Below are 18,452 nucleotides of genomic sequence, written 5' to 3' on the forward strand. Positions count from 1 at the left end.
CCGGCGCGGTTGAAGCGGCCGACGGCCTCGATCGTGCGATCGCCGCCGCCTCGGCCGCGGTCGAAACCGAACTCGCTCGCTCGCGCGCAGCCGCGATCCGCGATGCGACGGACACGCAGGAGTCGTCTCCGCAACGCATCGCCGAACGCGTGGTCGGTGTCGTCGAACGCACCGAGACGGGAGCGCGCATCGTGTTCGAAGTCGAGATCGACGAAGGCCTGCGCGCGCCGATCGCCGAGGACGATCTCACCGAAATCCTCGGCGCGCTGATCGAGAACGCCGCGCGCTTCGCGCGCCGCCGCGTGCGCATCGCCGGTGCACGGGAACACGGGCTGACGCTCGTCGTCGAAGACGACGGACAGGGTCTCGACATCAGCGCCGAGACCGCACTGATGCGCGGCGGCCGCCTCGACGAGGCGGGCACGGCGCATCATGGCCTGGGTTTGTCGATCGTGCGTGATCTCGTCGAAGCGACCGCGGGTGAAATCGCGCTGGGTCATTCCGCGGAACTGGGCGGGTTGCGCGTCGCGCTGACCTGGCCGCAGACGCGGCTCGCCGACCGATGAAAAACGGCCGATCCGCCGTGAGGTGCGGATCGGCCGGCCGGACAGCGATCCGCTCAGGGCGAATCGCCGAACGCTTCGCTTTTCCAGGTCCCGCTCAGAAATCGACGCGACCGGTGAACTTCAGCGTGCGCGGCTTGCCGTAGCCGAGGTAACCGGCGCCGGCAGCGCTCCAGTAATCCTTGTCGCCGAGGTTCTCTACGTTGAGCTGCAGCGTGGTCTTCGCACCGAACCATTGCGTCGTCGTGTAGCGCACACCGGCATTGAAGGTGATGTAGCTCGGAATGTATGCCTGGTCGAGGTTGTTGACCGCGCGGCGAGCGGTGTAATAGGCGCCGGCGTTGAAGCTCCAGCCGGGCAGGGCTTCGGGGTGATAGTCGGCGAACAGGCTACCCGTCGTCTTCGGCGTGTTCTCCGGCGTCTTGCCGATCAGCGCGGTGTTCGCGGCCTTGCGCAATTCGGCATCGAGGAACAGCGCGGATGCGTAGATTGACCATTCCGGCGTCAATTCGCCGTTGAGCGAGAAATCCATGCCCTGATAATGCGTGCGCCCGTCCGCGACGAAGACGTTGGCCGTGTTGACGTAGGCGGAGCCACGTTCGATTTCGAACAGCGACGCCGACACGGTCATGCCGGACCAGGCTTCGCTGCGTACGCCGAGTTCCTTCTGCTTGCTCACGGCCGGCGGCAAGGTCATCAAGGCGTTGACCGCGGTGACCGGCGCCGATCCGGTTTCCTCGAGGCCTTCGATGTAGTTCGCGTAGATGCTCGTGTCCTCGCGGAACTTGTAGATCACGCCGACCGAGGGCGAGGTCTTTTCCACGTTGTAAGTCGGCGAACCGAGGGTCGCATTGGTGTAGTCGGTGCGGCGCGCGCCGGCAAGCACCTGCCAGTCTTCGCCGAGGCGGATGCGGTCGAACACGTAAACGCCCTTGTCCGTGATCGCCTGCGGTTTGTAAGTGGGTTTGACCGTGTAGTAGGGCGTCGGCAGCACGACAGGCGCGTAGAGATTCTGCGCAATGCTGTAAGCCTGGGTGCTCGGGTTGTTCTGGTCGCGCAGGTTCTGCATGCCGCCGAACGAAAGCTCGTTGTCGAGGAAACCTAGCTGGAAGCGCCCGGCAAGTTCGGCGCGAAAGTTGTTGTTGACGTATTTGACGCCGCGCGACAACGATTCGGTCAGCGTGCCCTTGCCGGTGATCACGTCGTACTTCGTCATCGCGGTAAACGTGCGCGCCTTGCGGTCAGTCTCGGCGCGGCCCCATTCGACCGTCGCCGCCCAGGTGTCCGAGAGCATGTAGTCGGCATGGAACAGGACGTTCTCCGAGTTCGCCTTGTTCTTCGCCCACGGCCCCGAGATCAGCCTGCTCTGATCGGGAATGCGCGGCAGTGCGATCTGGTTGTTGACTGCGGTGAGCAGGGCGACCGCGGCGTTTTCGACGATGTTCTTGGAAAAAGCCTCGTAGTCGAGCTTGATGCTCAGCCGGTCGGTGGCGTGCCAGTCGAAGGCTACGGCACCGAGTTTGCGGCTGCCTTCCTGGCCGTCGGTGGCGGTGCGCAACTGGCCGCTGGCCACGTTGACGCGCAAACCGAACTGGTTTTCCGGGCCGAAGCGGCGACCGAGATCGGCGTGGCCGACGAGCAGGCCGTTGTCGTCGGTGACCAGATCGAATTCCGCGGTCGGTTTGTCGCGCGCGCGCTTGGTCACCATGTTGATGATGCCGGCGGGGCTGGTGAAGCCGTAGTAGAGCGCGGAAGAACCCTTGAGCGCCTCGACGCGCTCCTTGTCCTCCATCGGCATCTCGATCAGGTTGTTGACCGGCAGCGCACCGTTGAGGCGATAGCTGGTGCGGTTGTCGATCGCGATGCCGCGGATCGCGAGGTTCTGGGTGACGACGTCATTGACCTGCGATTGGGTGACGCCCGCGGTATTGCGCAGCACGTCGTACATGTTGCTCACGGCCTGCGCGTCCATCACGGCGCGCGGTATCACGTTGATCGAGAGCGGCACGTCGAGCATGAGCTGGTCGCGGAATGCGCCGACCTGCGAGGTCTTCGTCGTGAAGCCCTTGCCGACATCGGCGGTGACGCTGATCGTCTCGAGCTTGTGTTCGGTCGTCGCGGCGGATTTGTCCGCCTCGCCGGCTTGTACCTGCGGGTCTGCCGGCGCTTCGTCCGCGCGCACCTGCGCGCAGGCCAGGGCGAGGGCGATGCAGAACGGCAGTGCGGTCAGTCTGAAGCTGGTCGATTTCATCTGTAGTTCCCCGATCATGGAAATGAAGGTAGGCAGTCCCCTCGCCAAGATTTCGCCGGCCCACTGCCCGGTGGCGTGGGCCTCCTGTCATCTGTACGTCATGCTCTGGATCGGATACTATTGTATTTTGAAGTGAAAAAAAACAATTATTTTCAACCCGGCATTCGATGTATGGGGTACATTTCATCGTAAGGTCGAAAAAATATTGTACTGGTCGTGTTGTCAATACAAAGCTGAACACTCCAAGGACTCGCATGAATGCTGAATCGTTTCCGCTGATCGACCTTGCCGGCACGCCGCACGCGCGCGGCCGCGCCTACGGTGCAGCCGTGCCTGAGCGCATCGCGCGCAGCGTCGCCCTTTATCGCGGCCAGATGCAGCGCCGCGGCGTCGAACAGGCCGAGCAGTTCCGCCTCGCGCGCGGTTTCATGCCGACGATCGAGGCCTACGACCCGACCTACCTCGAGGAGATGCGCGGCATCGCCGAGGGCGCGGGCGTCGCGCTCGAAGACATCGTCATCATCAACTGTCGCACCGAGATGATGTTCGGCTACGAGACGCTGGGCAAGGCCGAGACGAAGCGCGAGCCCGACGACGGCTGCACGGGCATCATCGTCCTGCCCGAGGCAGCGCGCGAAGGCCGCCTGATCCACGCGCACAACTGGGACTGGCGCGAGGAGTGCATCGATACCGGCGTCGTGCTGCGCATCCGCAACGAGCACGCGCCGGACATCCTCGTCTTCGCCGAAGCCGGCGCGCTGGCACGCCACGGTTTCAACAGCGCCGGCGTGTCGATCACGGGCAACTTCCTCATGTGCGAGCGTGACTACCAGAAGCCCGGCGAAGCGCCGCTCGCGCTGCTGCGGCGCAAGCTCCTCGAGATGCCCAATCTGGCCGGCGCGCTGGGCCAGGTGTTCACCAAGTCGCGCCTGTGCTCGAACAATCTGATGCTCGGTCATGCGGACGGCGAAGCGGTCGATCTCGAATGTGCGCCCGACGAAGTGTTCTGGATGACCCCCGAAGACGGCGTGCTCGTGCACGCCAACCACTGGATCAGCCCGATCGCGCGCGTCAAGCTGACCGATCTCGGCATCCGCAACAACTCCGACTCGATCTACCGTCAGCGTCGCGTCGCCGCCGTCTTGCAGGCGAAGCGCGGTGGCATAAGCATCGACGACATCAAGGCCGCGTTGTTCGACGAATTCGGCAAGCCGGACAGCGTGCTGCGCTCGCCGAAGCCGGTGAGCTTCGAGAGCATCTCCGCGACCGTGGCGACGACGATCATGGATACGGCCGCACGCAAGATGTGGATCGCGCGCGCGCCGTATCTCAATCGTGTTTTCGCCGAGTACACCTTGTAAGCTCGGCCTGCCGTGCTGACCTACGCCGCCAAGCGCATTCTGCTCGCGATCCCGACGCTGCTGATCGTCGCGATCGCGGTGTTTGCGATGCTGCATCTGATTCCCGGCGATCCCGCGCAACTGATGCTCGGCGATATCGAAAGTCCCGAGGCGCTTGCGCGGCTGCGCACCGAACTTGGTCTCGACCGCCCGTTGGTCGTGCAGTTCGCGGTGTGGATGGGCCGCGCGCTGCACGGCGACCTCGGCACCTCGATCGTGCAGCAACGACCGGTGCTCGAGATATTGCTCGGGTCCTTTGCCGTGACTGCCTCGATCGTCGTGCCCGCCGTGGTGATTGCCACGCTGCTCGCGATTCCGCTCGGCATGCTCGCCGCGTGGAAGCAGAACACCAGGGTCGACGCGGGCTTGATGACGCTGGCGATCGTGTTCCTGTCGATTCCGAGCTTCTGGCTCGGTTTGCTGTTCCTCATGTTCTTCGGCCTCAAGCTCGATCTGTTCCCGGTGGTCGGCTACGTCTCGCCGTTCGAGAACTTCGGCGAAGGCATCAGTTATCTGGTCATGCCGGTGATGTCGCTAGCGCTGATCGAGACCGGCGTGATCGTGCGCATGGCGCGCGCGAGCACGATCGAAGTGCTGCGCCTGGAGTACATTACCCACGCCCGCGCCAAGGGCCTGTCGGAGACGACGATCGCGCTGCGTCATGCGCTGAAGAACACGCTCGCGCCGACGTGGACAGTGATCGGCCTGACCTTGGGCTCGCTGCTCGGCGGTGCGGTCGTCACCGAAACCGTGTTCACGATTCCCGGCATCGGCCGCCTGCTCGTCGACAGCATCTTCGCCCGCGACTATCCGGTCGTGCAGGGCGCGCTGCTGTTCATCACCGCGATCTATGTCGGCGTGAACCTGCTGATCGACCTGTCGTATCCGTTGTTCGATCCGCGCGTGAGGCTGTCGTGAGGAGCCGGCTGTTTCGTCGTCCAAACGCGAAGATCGGCGCCGCGCTGATCGCCGTCATGCTGATCGCGGCCGTGTTCGGCGTGATGTACACCCCCTACGATCCGATCATCAACAACTTGCACTTGCGCCTCGTTGCGCCTTCGGGCCAGCACTGGCTCGGTACCGACGAGTGGGGGCGCGACGTGTTCAGTCGCCTGCTCAACGGCGCCAGCATCAGCGTGTTCGTCAGTTTTTCCACGGTGCTCGTTTCGGTTGCGATCGGTGCGCTTGTCGGTGCACTGACGGGCTACTTCAGCGGCTGGCCGTCGCGCGTCGTGATGCTGTTCATCGACGCCTTGCTCGCATTCCCGTCGTTGATCATGGCGCTCGGCGTGATCGCGGTGTTCGGTGCGTCGAGCACGGGCGTGATCATTGCGCTGAGCCTGACCTACATCCCCGCGGTCGCGCGTGTCGTGCGCGCGAACGTGCTCAGCCTGCGCGAAAAAGAGTACGTCGAGGCGTCGCGCGTCATGGGCAACGCCGAGCTTTACACGATGCTGCGCCACGCGCTGCCGAATGCGGTCGCGCCGATCATCGTGCTCGCGACCGCGTTGTTCGGCTGGGCGCTGCTGGCCGAGAGCGCGCTGTCGTTCCTCGGCCTCGGCGTGCCGCCGCCGGAATCGAGCTGGGGCGGCATGCTGGCCGACAGCCGCAATTACGTGAGCGACGCGCCGTGGCTCGCGATCGCGCCGGGCCTCGCGATCTCGCTGTCGCTGCTCGGCGTCAACCTGTTCGGCGACGCGCTGCGCGACGAGTTCGATCCGCACATGAAAAACCTGGTCTGACCGACGATGGCCTCCGTCACGCGCTCATCCGCAGTCTCGTCGAGTCCGACGAACGGCCCCGTGCTCGCGATCGAGCACCTCGACATAGGCCTGCGCAAGGTCGGCGGCGAAACCAGGCGCATCGTCGTGGACGCGAATTTCTCGATTGCACCCGGCGAGATGCTCGCGCTCGTCGGCGAATCGGGCAGCGGCAAGACGATGATCGCACGCGCGATCCTGCGCCTGCTGCCGCCGGGCGTCGCGGTGCAGGGCGGGGCGATCCGCTACGCCGGCGAGGACCTCGCGCATCTCGACGCCGCGCGCCTGCGCGCATTGCGCGGCGGCGCGATTGGCATGGTCTTCCAGGAACCGATGGTCTCGCTCAATCCGGCCTTGCGCATCGGCGTGCAGATGACCGAAGCGCTGCGCCTGCATCGCGGCCTGCGTTATGACGCGGCACGCAAGCATTGCCTCGACCTGCTCGAACGCGTGCGTATAGCCGATCCCGTTGCCTGCCTGGATGCCTACCCGCACCAGTTTTCCGGCGGCATGCGCCAGCGCATCATGCTCGCCTCGACCTTGGCGATGCAGCCACGCCTGCTGATCGCCGACGAGCCGACGACCGCGCTCGATGCGATCGTGCAGAAAGAAGTCATGGACATCATGGCCGAACTCACGCGCGAGATGGGCACGGCCGTGCTGCTGGTCAGCCACGATCTCGGCATGGTGGCGCGCTATGCGCAGCAGGTCGTCGTGCTCTGTCGCGGCGAGACGATGGAGGCGGGCGAAACGCAGCGCGTGATCGCCGATCCGCAGCACGAGTACACGCGCAAGCTGCTCGCCTCGCTGCCCGCGCGCGGCGAGCGCGAACCCGTTGTGCCGTCGGGCGCGCCGCTGGTCGAGATCCGCGATCTCGACATCGACTTCGGCAAGCCGTCGTCGTCGCTCGCGTTCTGGCGCAAACGTGAGATGTTCCGCGCGGTGCGCGGCGCGAACCTCGACCTGCATGCGGGCGAAACGCTCGCCGTCGTCGGCGAATCGGGTTCGGGCAAGACCACGATCGGGCGCGCGCTCGTGCGCCTCGTGCGTGAAAGCGGCGGCAGCATCCGTTTCGAAGGCCGCGACATCACCGCCTGCACCAAGCGCGATCTCGATGCGTATCGGCTCAAGTCGCAAATGGTGTTTCAGGATCCGTATTCTTCGCTCGATCCGCGCATGCGTCTCATTGACATCGTCACCGAAGGCTTGCGTCGCGTGTCGGGTTTGTCGAAGCAGGAGCGCCGCGCGCGCGCGATCGCGATGCTTGCCGAGGTCGGTCTGCCGGACGATTTCGCCGAGCGCTTTCCGCACGAGCTGTCCGGCGGCCAGCGCCAGCGCGTCTGCATCGCGCGCGCGATCGTCGCCGGACCGCGCTTCCTTGTCGCCGACGAGGCCGTGTCGGCGCTCGATGTGACCGTGCAAAAGCAGGTGCTCGCGCTGCTTGAAAACCTGCAGAAGAAATTCGGTTTTGCCTACCTGTTCATCACCCACGACCTCGGCGTGGTCGAACAGATCGCCGATCGCGTTGCCGTGATCTATCGCGGGCGCATCCTCGAAATCGGGCCGCGCGATGCGATCTTCGCCGACGCCCGCCATCCGTACACATTGCGTTTGCTGCAAGCGACACCGCGCATCCGCCGCATCGAAGGCGGGGCGGGTTATCGCCTTGAGCAACACGAGAGCCGCGCGCAACCGCCGCCGGCCGGGCATGTCTACTTCAACCACGGCAGCATAACGACGCAGCCGCCGAGCGCGGGTGAACCCGAGATGCTTGCCGTTGGTCCAAATCATCATGTCGCCTGCGCAGCGAGCGTGGCGGAACGAATTGAGAAATCGCCGTGAACGAACTCCCCGAACTCTGCAAGCAACCGAAACAGCTGATCGACAACGTCTGGCGCGCCGGTACGGGCGATGCGATCACCGAACTGGTCAATCCGGCGAACGGCGCCGTACTCGCGCGCTGCACCGGCGCGTCGAAAGCCGATCTCGATGACGCACTCGAGTCGGCGCGGAAAGCGTTCCCACTCTGGCGCGCAACACCCGCGTTCAATCGCGGCCAGATGCTGCGCCGCGCCTCGGCATTGATGCGCGAACGCATCGAGACGATCGCAAGCGTGCTTACTCAGGAGGAGGGCAAGCCGCTCGCCGAGGCGCGCAGCGAAGTGCAGATCACCGCCGACATGTACGACTGGTTTGCCGAGGAAGGCGTGCGCGCCTACGGTCGCATCATCCCGGCGCGTGCACCGAATCTGCAGCAACAGGTGCTGCGCGAACCGGTCGGCGTCAGCGCCGCATTCGCCGCGTGGAATTTCCCGGCGCGCAATCCGGGCTACAAGATCGCCGCCTCGCTGGCCGCAGGCTGCCCGCTCATCGTCAAACCGGCCGAGGAAACGCCACTGACCTGCCTGTTGCTCGCGCAGGCGTTGATCGATGCGGGCATGCCGCCCGGTGTCGTCAACGTCGTTTACGGCGATGCGCCGGCGATCTCGGCACATCTGATCGCGAGCGAGGTGGTGCGCAAGATCTCGTTGACCGGCTCGACGCGCGTCGGCCGCCTGCTCGCGGAACTTGCCGCCAAGGACACGAAGAAGCTCACGCTGGAACTCGGCGGCCAGGCGCCCGTGCTCGTGTTCGATGACGCGGACCTCGATGCGGCAATTCCGCTGCTGGTCGCATCGAAGTTCCGCAATGCTGGTCAGACCTGCATCTCGCCAACGCGCTTCTTCGTGCAGGAAGGCGTATACAAATCCTTCATCGATGCATTTGCGCAAACGGCATTCGCATTGAAGCTCGGCGACGGTCTCGCTGCCGGCACCACGATGGGGCCGCTCGTGCGCCAGCGCCGCATCGGCGACGTGGAAGCGTTCCTTGGTGATGCCAGGGCGCGCGGCGCGCGCATTCTCGCCGGCGCGCAGAAGGGCGATGAACAGGGCGCCTTCCTCGCGCCGACCGTCGTCGCCGATCTCGACGACGAGGCCAAGCTGATGCGCGACGAACCGTTCGGCCCGATCATCGGCGTAACCCCGTTCAAGACGTTGGACGAGGCGGTGGTGCGCGCCAACCGCGTGCCCTACGGCCTCGCGGCATATGCGTTCACGCGTTCGCTGCGCAATGCGCACGCGGTGTCCGAAGGACTCGAAGCCGGGATGATCGGTGTCAACACCTGCAAGATCTCGTATCCGGAAACGCCGTTCGGCGGCGTCAAAGCCTCGGGCTACGGTTCGGAGGGTGCGATCGAGGGGCTCGACGCCTTTCTCGTGACGAAGTCGGTGAGCCTGGCGTTCTGAGTTTCGCCGGCAGGAGCGGTCGTCGTGTGCGTCCAATCTCCCGCTGCGTTCAACGAAAACGTGTTTGCGTTGTTGGGAATGCAATTGAATGGATGCAGCTGATCGCATCCCGGGATGCCAAAGTGTTGCCGGCGTGGATGCGCGGCAGCGCGGGCGATTGATGCCGAGGAGATGTTTGCGTGCGCTATGTCCGAATGCCCATCGAAGTCGAATCGCCCGAGGAATACGGCTACGCGCGTATCCGCTGCAACCTGTCGGAGAGTTCCGTCTCCGATCGCAGGCTGTCCGATCTCGGACTGACGATTTCCGACCTGACCTTGCTTTACGGCGAGCACCGCGGTCGCGAAAGGTTGCGCTCGCTGATCGCGGCGGAGGGCACGGGAATCGGACGCGACGATGTGCTGATCACCACCGGAGCGGCAGGCGCGCTGTTCATCATTTCGACGTCGCTGCTCGGCGCGCAGGATCATCTCATCGTCGTCCGTCCCAACTACGCAACGAACATCGAGACGCCGCGCGCGATCGGCTGCGCGACGACGCACGTCGAATTGGGTTTCGACGAGGGCTTCCGCATCGACTTCGAGCGCGTCGCGGCAAGCTTCACGCCGAACACCCGGATGCTGAGCGTGACCTGCCCGCACAATCCGACCGGTGTCATGTACCGCGAGGCGGAGTTGCGCCGCCTGGCCGAGCTTGCGCGCCGCAACGACTGCGTCCTCCTCGTCGACGAAACCTATCGTGACCTGTCCTACGACGGCGCGCTGCCGCTGGCGGCCTCGCTCGGCGACAACGTGATCAGCGTTGCCTCGCTGTCGAAGGCCTATGGCGTGCCCGGTATTCGTCTTGGCTGGATCGTGACGAGGAACGCGAAGCTGCAGGAGATGTTCCTCGCGGCCAAGGAGCAGATCAGTATCTGCGGCAGCGTCATCGACGAATGGATCGGCGAACAGATCATGGAAAACCGTGCGGCGATTCTCGCCCCGGTGCTCGCCGAAATGCGCCGCCGGCGCCAACTCGTGGCGGACTGGATCGCACAGGAGGAACTGCTCGAATGGGTGCCGCCGGCGGGCGGCGTGGTCTGCTTCCCGCGCATGCGCGCTGCGCCAGCAGGCGGAACGGAGGCGTTCTATCGCCGCCTGCTCGATGTCCACGGCACGTATGTCGGCCCAGGCCACTGGTTCGAAATGCCCGACACGTACTTCCGGCTGGGCTATGGCTGGCCGACGGCATCGGAGCTGGAAGCGGGCCTCGAAGGGATATCCCGCGCATTGCGCGGTTGAGGTCGCCAATGACATTGCATGTGCCTGCGGAATTTTCCTGATGCCGAACTCAATTTGAGTTTCTCTCGAAAGCGGTTTGCTTTTTTCCTGGATCAACCCGGAATGTCATGATGAAACATCGCTCTGCGCACGTCGTGTTTGGTTTGTTGGGAATCCTGCTGTCGCAGCCTTCTTCGGCAGAAGCTGCAGAGAAACCTGTGAAAGCAATGAAGGCGGAAACATCCGCGCAGGCGAATCCGCAGGTGCCGCCGTTCGAATGTGAAGCACGCGTGGGCTATGATCGCGATCTGGTCCTGCCCGGTTATCTGCTGCCGACCTCGGCCGGCCTGCGCACCTGCATCCCATTCACGAGCACGGCGGCGCACGCGCCGGCGGGTTACCGCGGCGATTTCTACGTCGACGAATTCAGCGATGCCAAGCTGCGCGAACGCTGGCAGCGGTGCAAAGCCGACAAGGCCTGCTACGACCGCGTCTACAAGCAGGTCATGGCGCGCCATCCGCCAAATCGCGAATACAACGACAACGATGCACAGCATCGCTTCCTGCTCGGCAAGGTCGAGGAGAAGGGCGGCGATACCGATCTGAAATCGATTCGCCGCCCGGCGTTTTTCGCCGCTGCGCCCTACAACGAACCGATCGCCAGTGCCGATGCGCAGACCTGGATCGTCGAATTCAGCGCACCGGCGGAGCCGTACGAGCGTCTGCACAAGAACCTGACTGCCGATATCAAGCTGCGCGGCTGGTACATCCGCGGCGGCGGCGTCGACGATGGCAAGGGCGGCAAGGTGCGCGCACTGATCGTGATGAGTGGTGGCGGCGGCGACCGCGTCACGACGATCGACGATCCGTCCGACAGCTTGTATTCGATCGATCCGAAGACGGGCGAAAGCGTCCTTAACAGTTTCCCGAACAAGACCACGGGTGCGAAAGGGCAGTCCGCGTGGCGCCGCGTGCAGAGCAGCCTGCACCGCGCGGGCTTCGACGTGCTCGCGTTCGATCGGCGCGGCATCGGCATTTCCGGGGGCTACAGCGACACCAACACGCTGCAGCAGGGCCGCGATTTGCTGAATATCGTCGCAAGCCTGCGCACGGGCAAAGGCCTGCGCGCACTGGCGCCGAACGGCACCATCAGCCAGGGTCGCAATGCGGCGACCGCGATCCGCGGAGGCACGCCGGATGCCGGCTTGCCCGTGCTGCTGCTCGGCAATTCGCGCGGCACGATGGCGAGTTCGTGGGCGATGACAATGAACTTCGACAAGAACTGCAGCTACGACCTGCCGACGATCGAGTGCAAGCCGCCGGTCGGAGACAGAAGAATCAAGGGTGCGATTCTCGTGGCCGAATTCTCCGCCGGCGCGGGCCATGTTCCCGCGCAGACAACCACGGTCGACGACGGCCGCGGCCCCGGGCGCGATCGCGGCCTGTTCATCGGCGGCATCGAGGTCGAGCACAACATCGTTTTCTTTCCGAGTTCGGCGACACTGGCCGGCATCCCGAAGTGGCCGAGCGCATTCTTCGCGCGCGGCCTCTGGTGCTATGCGAGTGGATTGGAGGGCACGATCGATTCCTACAACCGCGTGAACGGCCTGAAGGATCTTGTCGTGGTGCGCGGCCCGCATCCCTACGAGACCTGGCCGGAGGAAGAACAGCAACGCGTGCAGGAACGCATGATCGCTTATGCGCAGGCCGTCGTGCTCGGTCGCAAGACCATCGAAGGGCGCCGCACCTGGTCGAACATGAAGGAACTGGTGGCGACGACGAGCGATGTGTGGGAGCCGTCGACGCATCCCACGGTGAAGCCTTGATCGGTTCGAGACGGAAAGGGCGATCGGCAACGAAGCCGATCGCGCCGTGATTCACGCAGCCTTGCCGATCGCCGGCGAAAGTTCGCGCAGGCCCGCAGTGATGATGTCGAGACCGGCGTCGACGAGTTCGGTCGATGCGGTCAACGGCACGAGGATGCGGATCGCATTGCCGTAGATGCCGCAGGCGAGCAGGATCAGGCCGTTCTGCAGCGCGTACTTGACGAGTTTCGCGGCGAGATCGGCATCGGGCTTGCCGTCCGCGGTGAACAGCTCGAACGCGATCATGGCGCCGAGACCGCGCACTTCTGCGATCGCCGGCACCGCGTGCTGCAGCGTGTGCAGCCGCATCATCAGATGTTCGCCGAGCACGCGGCCGCGTTCGAGCAGATTCTCCTGTTCGAACGCGCGCATCACCGCGAGCGCCGCCGCGCAGGCGAGCGGGCTGCCCGCGTAGGTGCCGCCGAGTCCACCGGGCAGCGGTGCGTCCATCACTTCGGCGCGACCGACCACGGCGGACAGCGGAATGCCGCCCGCGAGCGATTTCGCCGTCGTGATCAGGTCGGGCACGACGCCGGAATGTTCGATCGCGAACCACTTGCCCGTGCGCCCGGCTCCGGTCTGGATCTCGTCGTCGATCAGCAGGATGCCGTGCCTGTCGCACAGCGCGCGCAGCCAGTGCAGGAACTCGAACGGCGCGACGTAGAAGCCGCCTTCGCCCTGCACGGGTTCGATCACGATCGCGGCGACGCGCGAGGGCTCGACGTCGTTCATGAAGATCGTTTCGAGCGACGCCTTCGCATCGTCGATCGATACGCCGTGCAGCGCGTTCGGAAAGCGTGCGTGGAACACTTCGCCGGGGAACGGACCGAAGCCTAGCTTGAACGGATTGACCTTGCCGGTCATCGCCAGGGTCATCAGCGTGCGGCCGTGGTAGCCGCCGGTGAACGTGATCACGGCCGAACGCCTGGTCGCGGCGCGCGCGATCTTGACCGCGTTCTCGACCGCTTCCGCGCCGGTGGTCAGCAGTACGGATTTCTTGGCGAAGTTTCCGGGTGCGAGCGCGTTGAGCTTCTCGGCGACTTCGACGTAATTGTCGTGGGCGACGATCTGGAAGCAGGTGTGGCTGAAGCGCGCGAGTTGCTCCTGCACCGCGGCGACGATCTGCGGATGACAATGGCCGGTGTTGAGCACCGCGATGCCACCGGCGAAATCGATATAGCGGCGGCCTTCGATGTCCCACAGTTCGGCGTTCTCGGCACGCGCGGCGAAGATCTCGTGGGTCTGCTTGACGCCGTTGGCGACGGCGGCGCGACGGCGTTGCATCCAGTCGTGATTGCTTTGGGTCATGATGTGTTTCGTCTCCGTCAGCGCGCAATCAATTCATCGGCGACGACGGGCTGCATTTCCTTGCGCACGTTGTGCTTGTTGTCGGCGATGGCTTTCCATTCGGGGTTGTTCTTCAACTGCTCACGCACCTTGGCCACGGTCACGTCGCGCGCGCCAAGGCCGTCCTCGTCCGCGTATTCGAATGCGAACAGCGCACTCCATGGCCGCCCCGCCGGATAGCGCGAGAGGTAGAAGCCGTAGCCGGACAACACGCCCTCCTGCATCCAGCCGTCGGTCTGCGCGAGCACGTAGGCATCGACGTATTTGATGTAGTCGTTCACCGAGACGAGATAGTCGTAAGGGACCATCAGATAGACAGGTGGCTTGCCGCTCTTCGCCGGCTTCGACCTGGTGCGCATCAGGTCGGCCACCGTGGTGTGGATCGCGGTGGTCAGTTCAAGTGCGTTCTGGTCGAGCCCTGAAGGATGACCGGCCTCGATCTTCGCCCAGCGTGCCGTGCCGTTTTCGGCCGCGAGCGTGACGATCGCGAACATGTCCCAGTTGTCGGAGTCGATGTAGCGATTGAAGTAGACGTGGTAGTCGGCGATCGCGCCTTCACGCTTCCACTGGGCGAAGTCCTTGAGGCCGGTGCCGAGCATGTAGCTGCGCAGCTTCTCGCGGTTCGCCGGCGCGGTGTGGTAGGCGACGAGCAGGGTTCGCGGACCGTTCAGACGCGGATCGGCATCGGCGGCGCGGGCGGGGGCGTGGGCGAAAAGCAGGAGCAGGGTGGTTGCGGCGAACAGGTATGCTTTTGCGAGCGTGGAGTTCATGAGTTCTCTCTGAGATGAGAAAGATGAGTGCAGAGATAAATCGAATCTCCATCCGCAAGCGCTGCTTGCGGATGGAAATAACCTTTCTTTAGGGCTTCTTATACTTCCCGAGAAAGTCGAAGCAGCGCTGCGTCGCGTCGCGTTGCTCCGGTGTGTCGCCGTCCATGAAGATGTGCCCGCCTGGAGCATCGTCGTAGATTTTCGATTCGAACACCTTGCCCTTGGACTTGAGCACGTCGAGCAGGCGGCCCGTATGCAGGTCGTACGGCGCGATCTTGTCGCCCTTGGTCGCGATGATGAGCAGCGGCGTCTGGATCTTGTCGACGTGATTGATCGGCGAGACGTCCATGTAGGCAGCAAGATTCTCGTTCGGCAGCTTGCCCTTGAAATAGGCGCTTTCCTTGGCGACTTCGTTGCGGCGATAGTCGGGCTTGTAGGCCATGTAGGCGACGAAGTCGGCGAGGCCGACGATATCGATCGCGGCCTTGAACCGCGTCGGCTCCTTCTCGATCGCGAGCAGGGTGGCCATGCCGCCGCGGCTCTGGCCGAGGATGGCGAGGCGCGTGCCGTCCACATAGTCGAGACCGGAAAAATATTGCGCCGAGGCGAGCACGTCCTCGGTATCGGTGATGCCGTATTCGTTCACGTAGTGGTTCGCGCCGTAGCCGCGGCTGCCGCGGTACTCGGGGAAGATCACGACATAGCCTTTCGACACGGCCCCGTCGATGAGCTGGAACCAGCGCCAGTCGAAGCGCTCGTGGAAGCCGCCATGGACCATGACGATGCCTGGATATTTCCTGCCGGCTTCGAGCTTGAGCGGCGTGAACACGTAGCCGGGAATGAGCGTGCGATCCGCACTCGCGAATGCGATACGCTTGATGCGCACGCGATCGCCGTACTCCTGCTGAAAGGTCAGCGTGATGATGCGCTGTTCCTGCTCGTACAGCGTCTGCGTGATGACCTCAACCTTCGTGTTCATGTCGTCGGAATCGAGGTTGATGTACTTGTCGAGATCGCCTTCCTTGCCGGCCTTCTTCTGCACGGCCTCCTTCTTCGGCGCGTTGCCGTCTTCCTTGTCTTTCGCCATGACTTGGCCGCCGGCCAGCAGCGCGCAGACGACGAGTGCGCCACACCAGGATGCGAATTCGCGTGCTTTCATCTTGATTGCCTCTCCGAAATGATTCGTGCGGAGAAATCCGGCGGCGAGCCTGCCACCGAATCCTGTCGGGAACCTGAAAATGCGTGTTGCATGCCGGCCGCTGTGTTCGCGGCCGGCGCATCGATGCGACGCACGTTCCACAGCCGTTCGTGGCCGAGGCCCCAGGGCCGGTAGCCTTCGAGATCGCGCTTGATCGCGACGACGTCGGCCGTGCAATACAGCACGATGAGCGGCGTATCCTCGAGCATCAGCGCGTGCAGTTTGTCGAACAGGGCCTGGCGTTCGGCGTGGTCGGCCGTCGCGCCCGTGGCTTCGAGCAGGGCGATTGCCTGCGGATCGTCCCAGACCTTGCGCCTGCTCTTGTTCTTGTCGCCGAGCATCGCGTCGTAGCTGAGGTAAGGGTCTGAACGCGACGAATAGGCGAAGGACATGAGCTGATAGTTGCCGCTCTGGTAGCGTTCGAGCTGGGTCGCCCACTCGGTGACTTCGAGCTCGAGGCGAATGCCGGCTTCACGCGCCATCGACTGGATCATGATCGACTGGTCGTACATGTCCGGATAGCGGCGGTTGGTGATGAGCTTGATCTTCTGGCCGCGGTAGCTCGATTCCGCCAGCAACTGCTTTGCCCGGGCGAGATTGAATGCGTAGCCCTTTTTCTGTTCGGCGGAATAGTAGGGGCTGGGCACCGGGACGAACGACGCGCTCGCGACGCCCGTGCCGCCCGAGGCGATTTCCGCGATCGCGTTTGTATCGATCGCAGCCGCGAGCGCATGTCGGAACTTCACGTCGGCCAGCAGCGGATCGCGCGTCTGCATCAGCAGGGCGTTGACCCCGAGCAGCGGCGCGCTCTCGAGCGCGATGTTCGGCAGCTTTCTGATCTGTGCGAATTCCGCCACCTGCACGTTCGGCAGCACGTCGATCTGACCTTTCATCAGCGCCACGCGCCGCGCCGCGTCGTCGCGGATGAACAGCCAGCGGACCTTTTGCGCGTAGGCGATCTTGCCGCCGGCATAGCCGTCGGGCGTGCCTCCGCGCGAGGCATAGTCGGCAAATGCGGCAAGCTCGATGTATTCGCCGCGCTTCCACGTGTCGAGCCTGTATGGACCCGTGCCGATCGGCGCCTTCCACGAGCCGTCGGCGCTCACCGAGTCACGGTGGATGATGCCACTCGCGCCGCAATGCAGTGCGGCCATTTGCGTGAGCAGCAACGGCGCCGCGCGGTTGAGGGTGAACACGACCGTGCGCGGGTCGGCGGCTTCGATCGATTCGATCTTGAGTCCGCGGCTGCCGTCGAAGTCGGCGAGGCAGGTCCATAATGTCTTCGGGTCGAGATAGCGGCGCCAGCTCCAGATCACGTCGTCCGCGGTCAGTGCGGCGCCGTTGTGGAACTTGACCCCGTCGCGCAGGTGAAACGTGTAGGTCTTGCCGTCCGCGGAAACATCGATGCTTTGTGCGAGCAGCGGCGCCGGCGCGCCGTCCTCGCGATAGGCAACCAGTCCTTCGATGATGTGCATCATCACCGAGTCGGTGTTGCTGTCGCGATTGACGCCAGGATTCGTGGTGCGGATGTCCGCGTTCATCGCGACGACGATCGTGCCCTCGGGCTTCACATCCTGCGCGCGCGCTTGCAAAGCGCAGAGCAAAGGAAGGGAAAGCAGGAAGTGCAGGCAAGAACGCATGGCGGATTCGCTGGAGGGAATTCTACGGCTGGCTGCTGGACAAGGGGTGCATCCGATATTGTATTAATTGCTCATAAAATGCAATACGATGACCGATACGCCGGTTCTTGTTGGTTTCCAGCCGGCCAGCCGCCGCCGCATGTGCCTAGCAGGCTGCGAGCTATACTCACGCGCAGCCAGTTCACTACCAGCCGAAGGATGCCGCCGGATGCGGAAGGAGCAAGCGCCTCAACCCAGTTCGCTGCAGATCGAGATCGCCAACCAGATCATGGAGACGATCCGCAGTGGCAGTGTCGGTCCCGGCGATCACTTGACCGAGGCGGAGCTGGCCAAGCGCTACGGCGTGTCGCGCTCGCCGGTGCGTGCCGCGCTCAAGATGCTGCAGGACCGCGGCTATCTCGAAGCGCGCGCGAACGCGGGCGTGTTCGTGTCCAAGCGCGTGCCGCGCATGCGCATGGCTGCGCTGGAGAATCCGAATCCGACCGCTGATGATCTTTATCACTCGATCATCGCCGATCGCGCTGGCGGCAAGCTGGCGAAAGCATTGTCCGAGACCGAGCTGATGGCGCGCTACGCCGCGCCGAAGAGCGTGCTGATGCACGCGCTGCTGCGATTGACGCGCGAGGGCCTTATCCGGCGCCGGCGCGGCCATGGCTGGCAGTTCCTGCCGGCGCTCGATTCCGAAGAGGCGCTGTACGAGGCCTATCGCTTCCGCATGGTCATCGAATGCGCCGCGCTGCGCGAGCCGACGTTCAAGGTCGTGCCCGAGGAGCTCGCCGCGGCGCGGCGCCGCTACGAGGATTTCCTCGCGCGCAGCCCACGCGCGCAGACCTCCTCGGCCTTCTTCGAGATGAATGCGGCGTTCCACGAGATGCTGATGCGCTTCTCGGGCAACCGCTTCATCGTGCAAGCGATGCAGCAGCAGAATCAGTTGCGCCGCTTCGAGGAATTCTCGAGTTATTCCGGTCCGAACCGCAACGTGATCGAGTCGTGCAAGCGTCTGCTGCAGATCATTGCGGCGATCGAGGCGGGGGACAACGTCTTCGCCGAAGCGCTGATGCTGCACCATCTCAAGATCGCCAGCGCACTCTCGATCGGCCGCCGCCAGACGC

At 64.2% G+C, this 18,452-nt stretch carries 14 protein-coding genes; 9 read left to right on the plus strand and 5 right to left on the minus strand.

Annotated elements, in window-relative coordinates:
* Positions 1 to 566 (plus strand): ATP-binding protein (locus VF497_RS11495; protein WP_330888800.1); only part of this gene is annotated, 566 nt, incomplete at its 5' end.
* Positions 567 to 660: 94 nt separating this feature from the next.
* Here the strand turns inward: VF497_RS11495 and VF497_RS11500 are convergent.
* Positions 661 to 2,814, minus strand: coding sequence for a TonB-dependent siderophore receptor (locus VF497_RS11500; RefSeq protein ID WP_330888803.1), 2,154 nt, complete (start codon positions 2,812 to 2,814; stop codon positions 661 to 663).
* 254 nt (positions 2,815 to 3,068) lie between these two features.
* On the opposite strand from VF497_RS11500, the gene VF497_RS11505 reads away from it, so the two are divergent.
* The 7 genes from VF497_RS11505 to VF497_RS11535 all read left to right on the plus strand — a co-directional run bounded on the left by VF497_RS11505 (position 3,069) and on the right by VF497_RS11535 (position 12,346).
* Positions 3,069 to 4,175 carry a C45 family peptidase gene (locus VF497_RS11505; RefSeq protein ID WP_330888805.1) on the plus strand — a complete coding sequence of 369 codons (1,107 nt, stop codon included), beginning with the start codon at positions 3,069 to 3,071 and terminating at the stop codon, positions 4,173 to 4,175.
* A 12-nt stretch (positions 4,176 to 4,187) separates the two neighbouring features.
* Complete coding sequence (locus tag VF497_RS11510; protein ID WP_330888807.1) at positions 4,188 to 5,132, plus strand: ABC transporter permease; 945 nt, start codon at positions 4,188 to 4,190, stop codon at positions 5,130 to 5,132.
* A complete protein-coding gene (locus tag VF497_RS11515; RefSeq protein ID WP_330888809.1) occupies positions 5,129 to 5,956 on the plus strand; it encodes an ABC transporter permease in 828 nt (275 codons plus the stop codon). The genes VF497_RS11510 and VF497_RS11515 overlap by 4 nt, the downstream gene beginning before the upstream one ends.
* 6 nt (positions 5,957 to 5,962) lie before the next feature.
* Positions 5,963 to 7,816, plus strand: a complete 1,854-nt coding sequence (locus VF497_RS11520) for an ABC transporter ATP-binding protein (protein ID WP_330888811.1) — start codon at positions 5,963 to 5,965, stop codon at positions 7,814 to 7,816.
* Positions 7,813 to 9,261, plus strand: coding sequence for an NAD-dependent succinate-semialdehyde dehydrogenase (locus VF497_RS11525; protein WP_330888813.1), 1,449 nt, complete (start codon positions 7,813 to 7,815; stop codon positions 9,259 to 9,261). Before VF497_RS11520 ends, VF497_RS11525 begins: the two co-directional genes overlap by 4 nt.
* 194 nt (positions 9,262 to 9,455) lie before the next feature.
* Positions 9,456 to 10,541: a pyridoxal phosphate-dependent aminotransferase gene (locus VF497_RS11530; protein WP_330888815.1), complete on the plus strand. Its 1,086-nt coding sequence runs from the start codon at positions 9,456 to 9,458 to the stop codon at positions 10,539 to 10,541.
* 206 nt (positions 10,542 to 10,747) lie between these two features.
* Positions 10,748 to 12,346 (plus strand): hypothetical protein, encoded by a 1,599-nt coding sequence (locus VF497_RS11535; protein WP_330888817.1) that lies wholly within the window; start codon positions 10,748 to 10,750, stop codon positions 12,344 to 12,346.
* Between the two features lie 51 nt (positions 12,347 to 12,397).
* Here VF497_RS11535 and gabT read toward each other — a convergent pair whose 3' ends face one another.
* The 4 genes from gabT to VF497_RS11555 form a co-directional block, all read right to left on the minus strand.
* Positions 12,398 to 13,693, minus strand: coding sequence for a 4-aminobutyrate--2-oxoglutarate transaminase (gene gabT / locus VF497_RS11540; protein WP_330888819.1), 1,296 nt, complete (start codon positions 13,691 to 13,693; stop codon positions 12,398 to 12,400).
* 17 nt (positions 13,694 to 13,710) lie between these two features.
* A complete protein-coding gene (locus tag VF497_RS11545; RefSeq protein ID WP_330888821.1) occupies positions 13,711 to 14,502 on the minus strand; it encodes a hypothetical protein in 792 nt (263 codons plus the stop codon).
* A gap of 88 nt (positions 14,503 to 14,590) precedes the next feature.
* Positions 14,591 to 15,661 (minus strand): alpha/beta hydrolase family protein, encoded by a 1,071-nt coding sequence (locus VF497_RS11550; RefSeq protein ID WP_330888823.1) that lies wholly within the window; start codon positions 15,659 to 15,661, stop codon positions 14,591 to 14,593.
* A complete protein-coding gene (locus VF497_RS11555) occupies positions 15,658 to 17,340 on the minus strand; it encodes an ABC transporter substrate-binding protein (protein ID WP_330888826.1) in 1,683 nt (560 codons plus the stop codon). Before VF497_RS11555 ends, VF497_RS11550 begins: the two co-directional genes overlap by 4 nt.
* A 208-nt stretch (positions 17,341 to 17,548) precedes the next feature.
* Here VF497_RS11555 and VF497_RS11560 point away from each other — a divergent pair.
* The coding region (locus VF497_RS11560) for a GntR family transcriptional regulator (RefSeq protein ID WP_330888827.1) at positions 17,549 to 18,452 on the plus strand (904 nt) is incomplete at its 3' end.

Source organism: Rudaea sp. (assembly GCF_036383415.1).
Classification (GTDB): Bacteria; Pseudomonadota; Gammaproteobacteria; order Xanthomonadales; family Rhodanobacteraceae; genus Rudaea.

Coding starts and splice junctions, on each gene's coding strand:
- gabT (WP_330888819.1), bottom strand. CDS start 13,693: ATGACCCAAAGCAATCACGACTGGATGCAACGCCGTCGCGCCGCCGTC.
- VF497_RS11550 (WP_330888823.1), bottom strand. CDS start 15,661: ATGAAAGCACGCGAATTCGCATCCTGGTGTGGCGCACTCGTCGTCTGC.
- VF497_RS11545 (WP_330888821.1), bottom strand. CDS start 14,502: ATGAACTCCACGCTCGCAAAAGCATACCTGTTCGCCGCAACCACCCTG.
- VF497_RS11505 (WP_330888805.1), top strand. CDS start 3,069: ATGAATGCTGAATCGTTTCCGCTGATCGACCTTGCCGGCACGCCGCAC.
- VF497_RS11555 (WP_330888826.1), bottom strand. CDS start 17,340: ATGCGTTCTTGCCTGCACTTCCTGCTTTCCCTTCCTTTGCTCTGCGCT.
- VF497_RS11520 (WP_330888811.1), top strand. CDS start 5,963: ATGGCCTCCGTCACGCGCTCATCCGCAGTCTCGTCGAGTCCGACGAAC.
- VF497_RS11530 (WP_330888815.1), top strand. CDS start 9,456: ATGCCCATCGAAGTCGAATCGCCCGAGGAATACGGCTACGCGCGTATC.
- VF497_RS11535 (WP_330888817.1), top strand. CDS start 10,748: ATGAAGGCGGAAACATCCGCGCAGGCGAATCCGCAGGTGCCGCCGTTC.
- VF497_RS11500 (WP_330888803.1), bottom strand. CDS start 2,814: ATGAAATCGACCAGCTTCAGACTGACCGCACTGCCGTTCTGCATCGCC.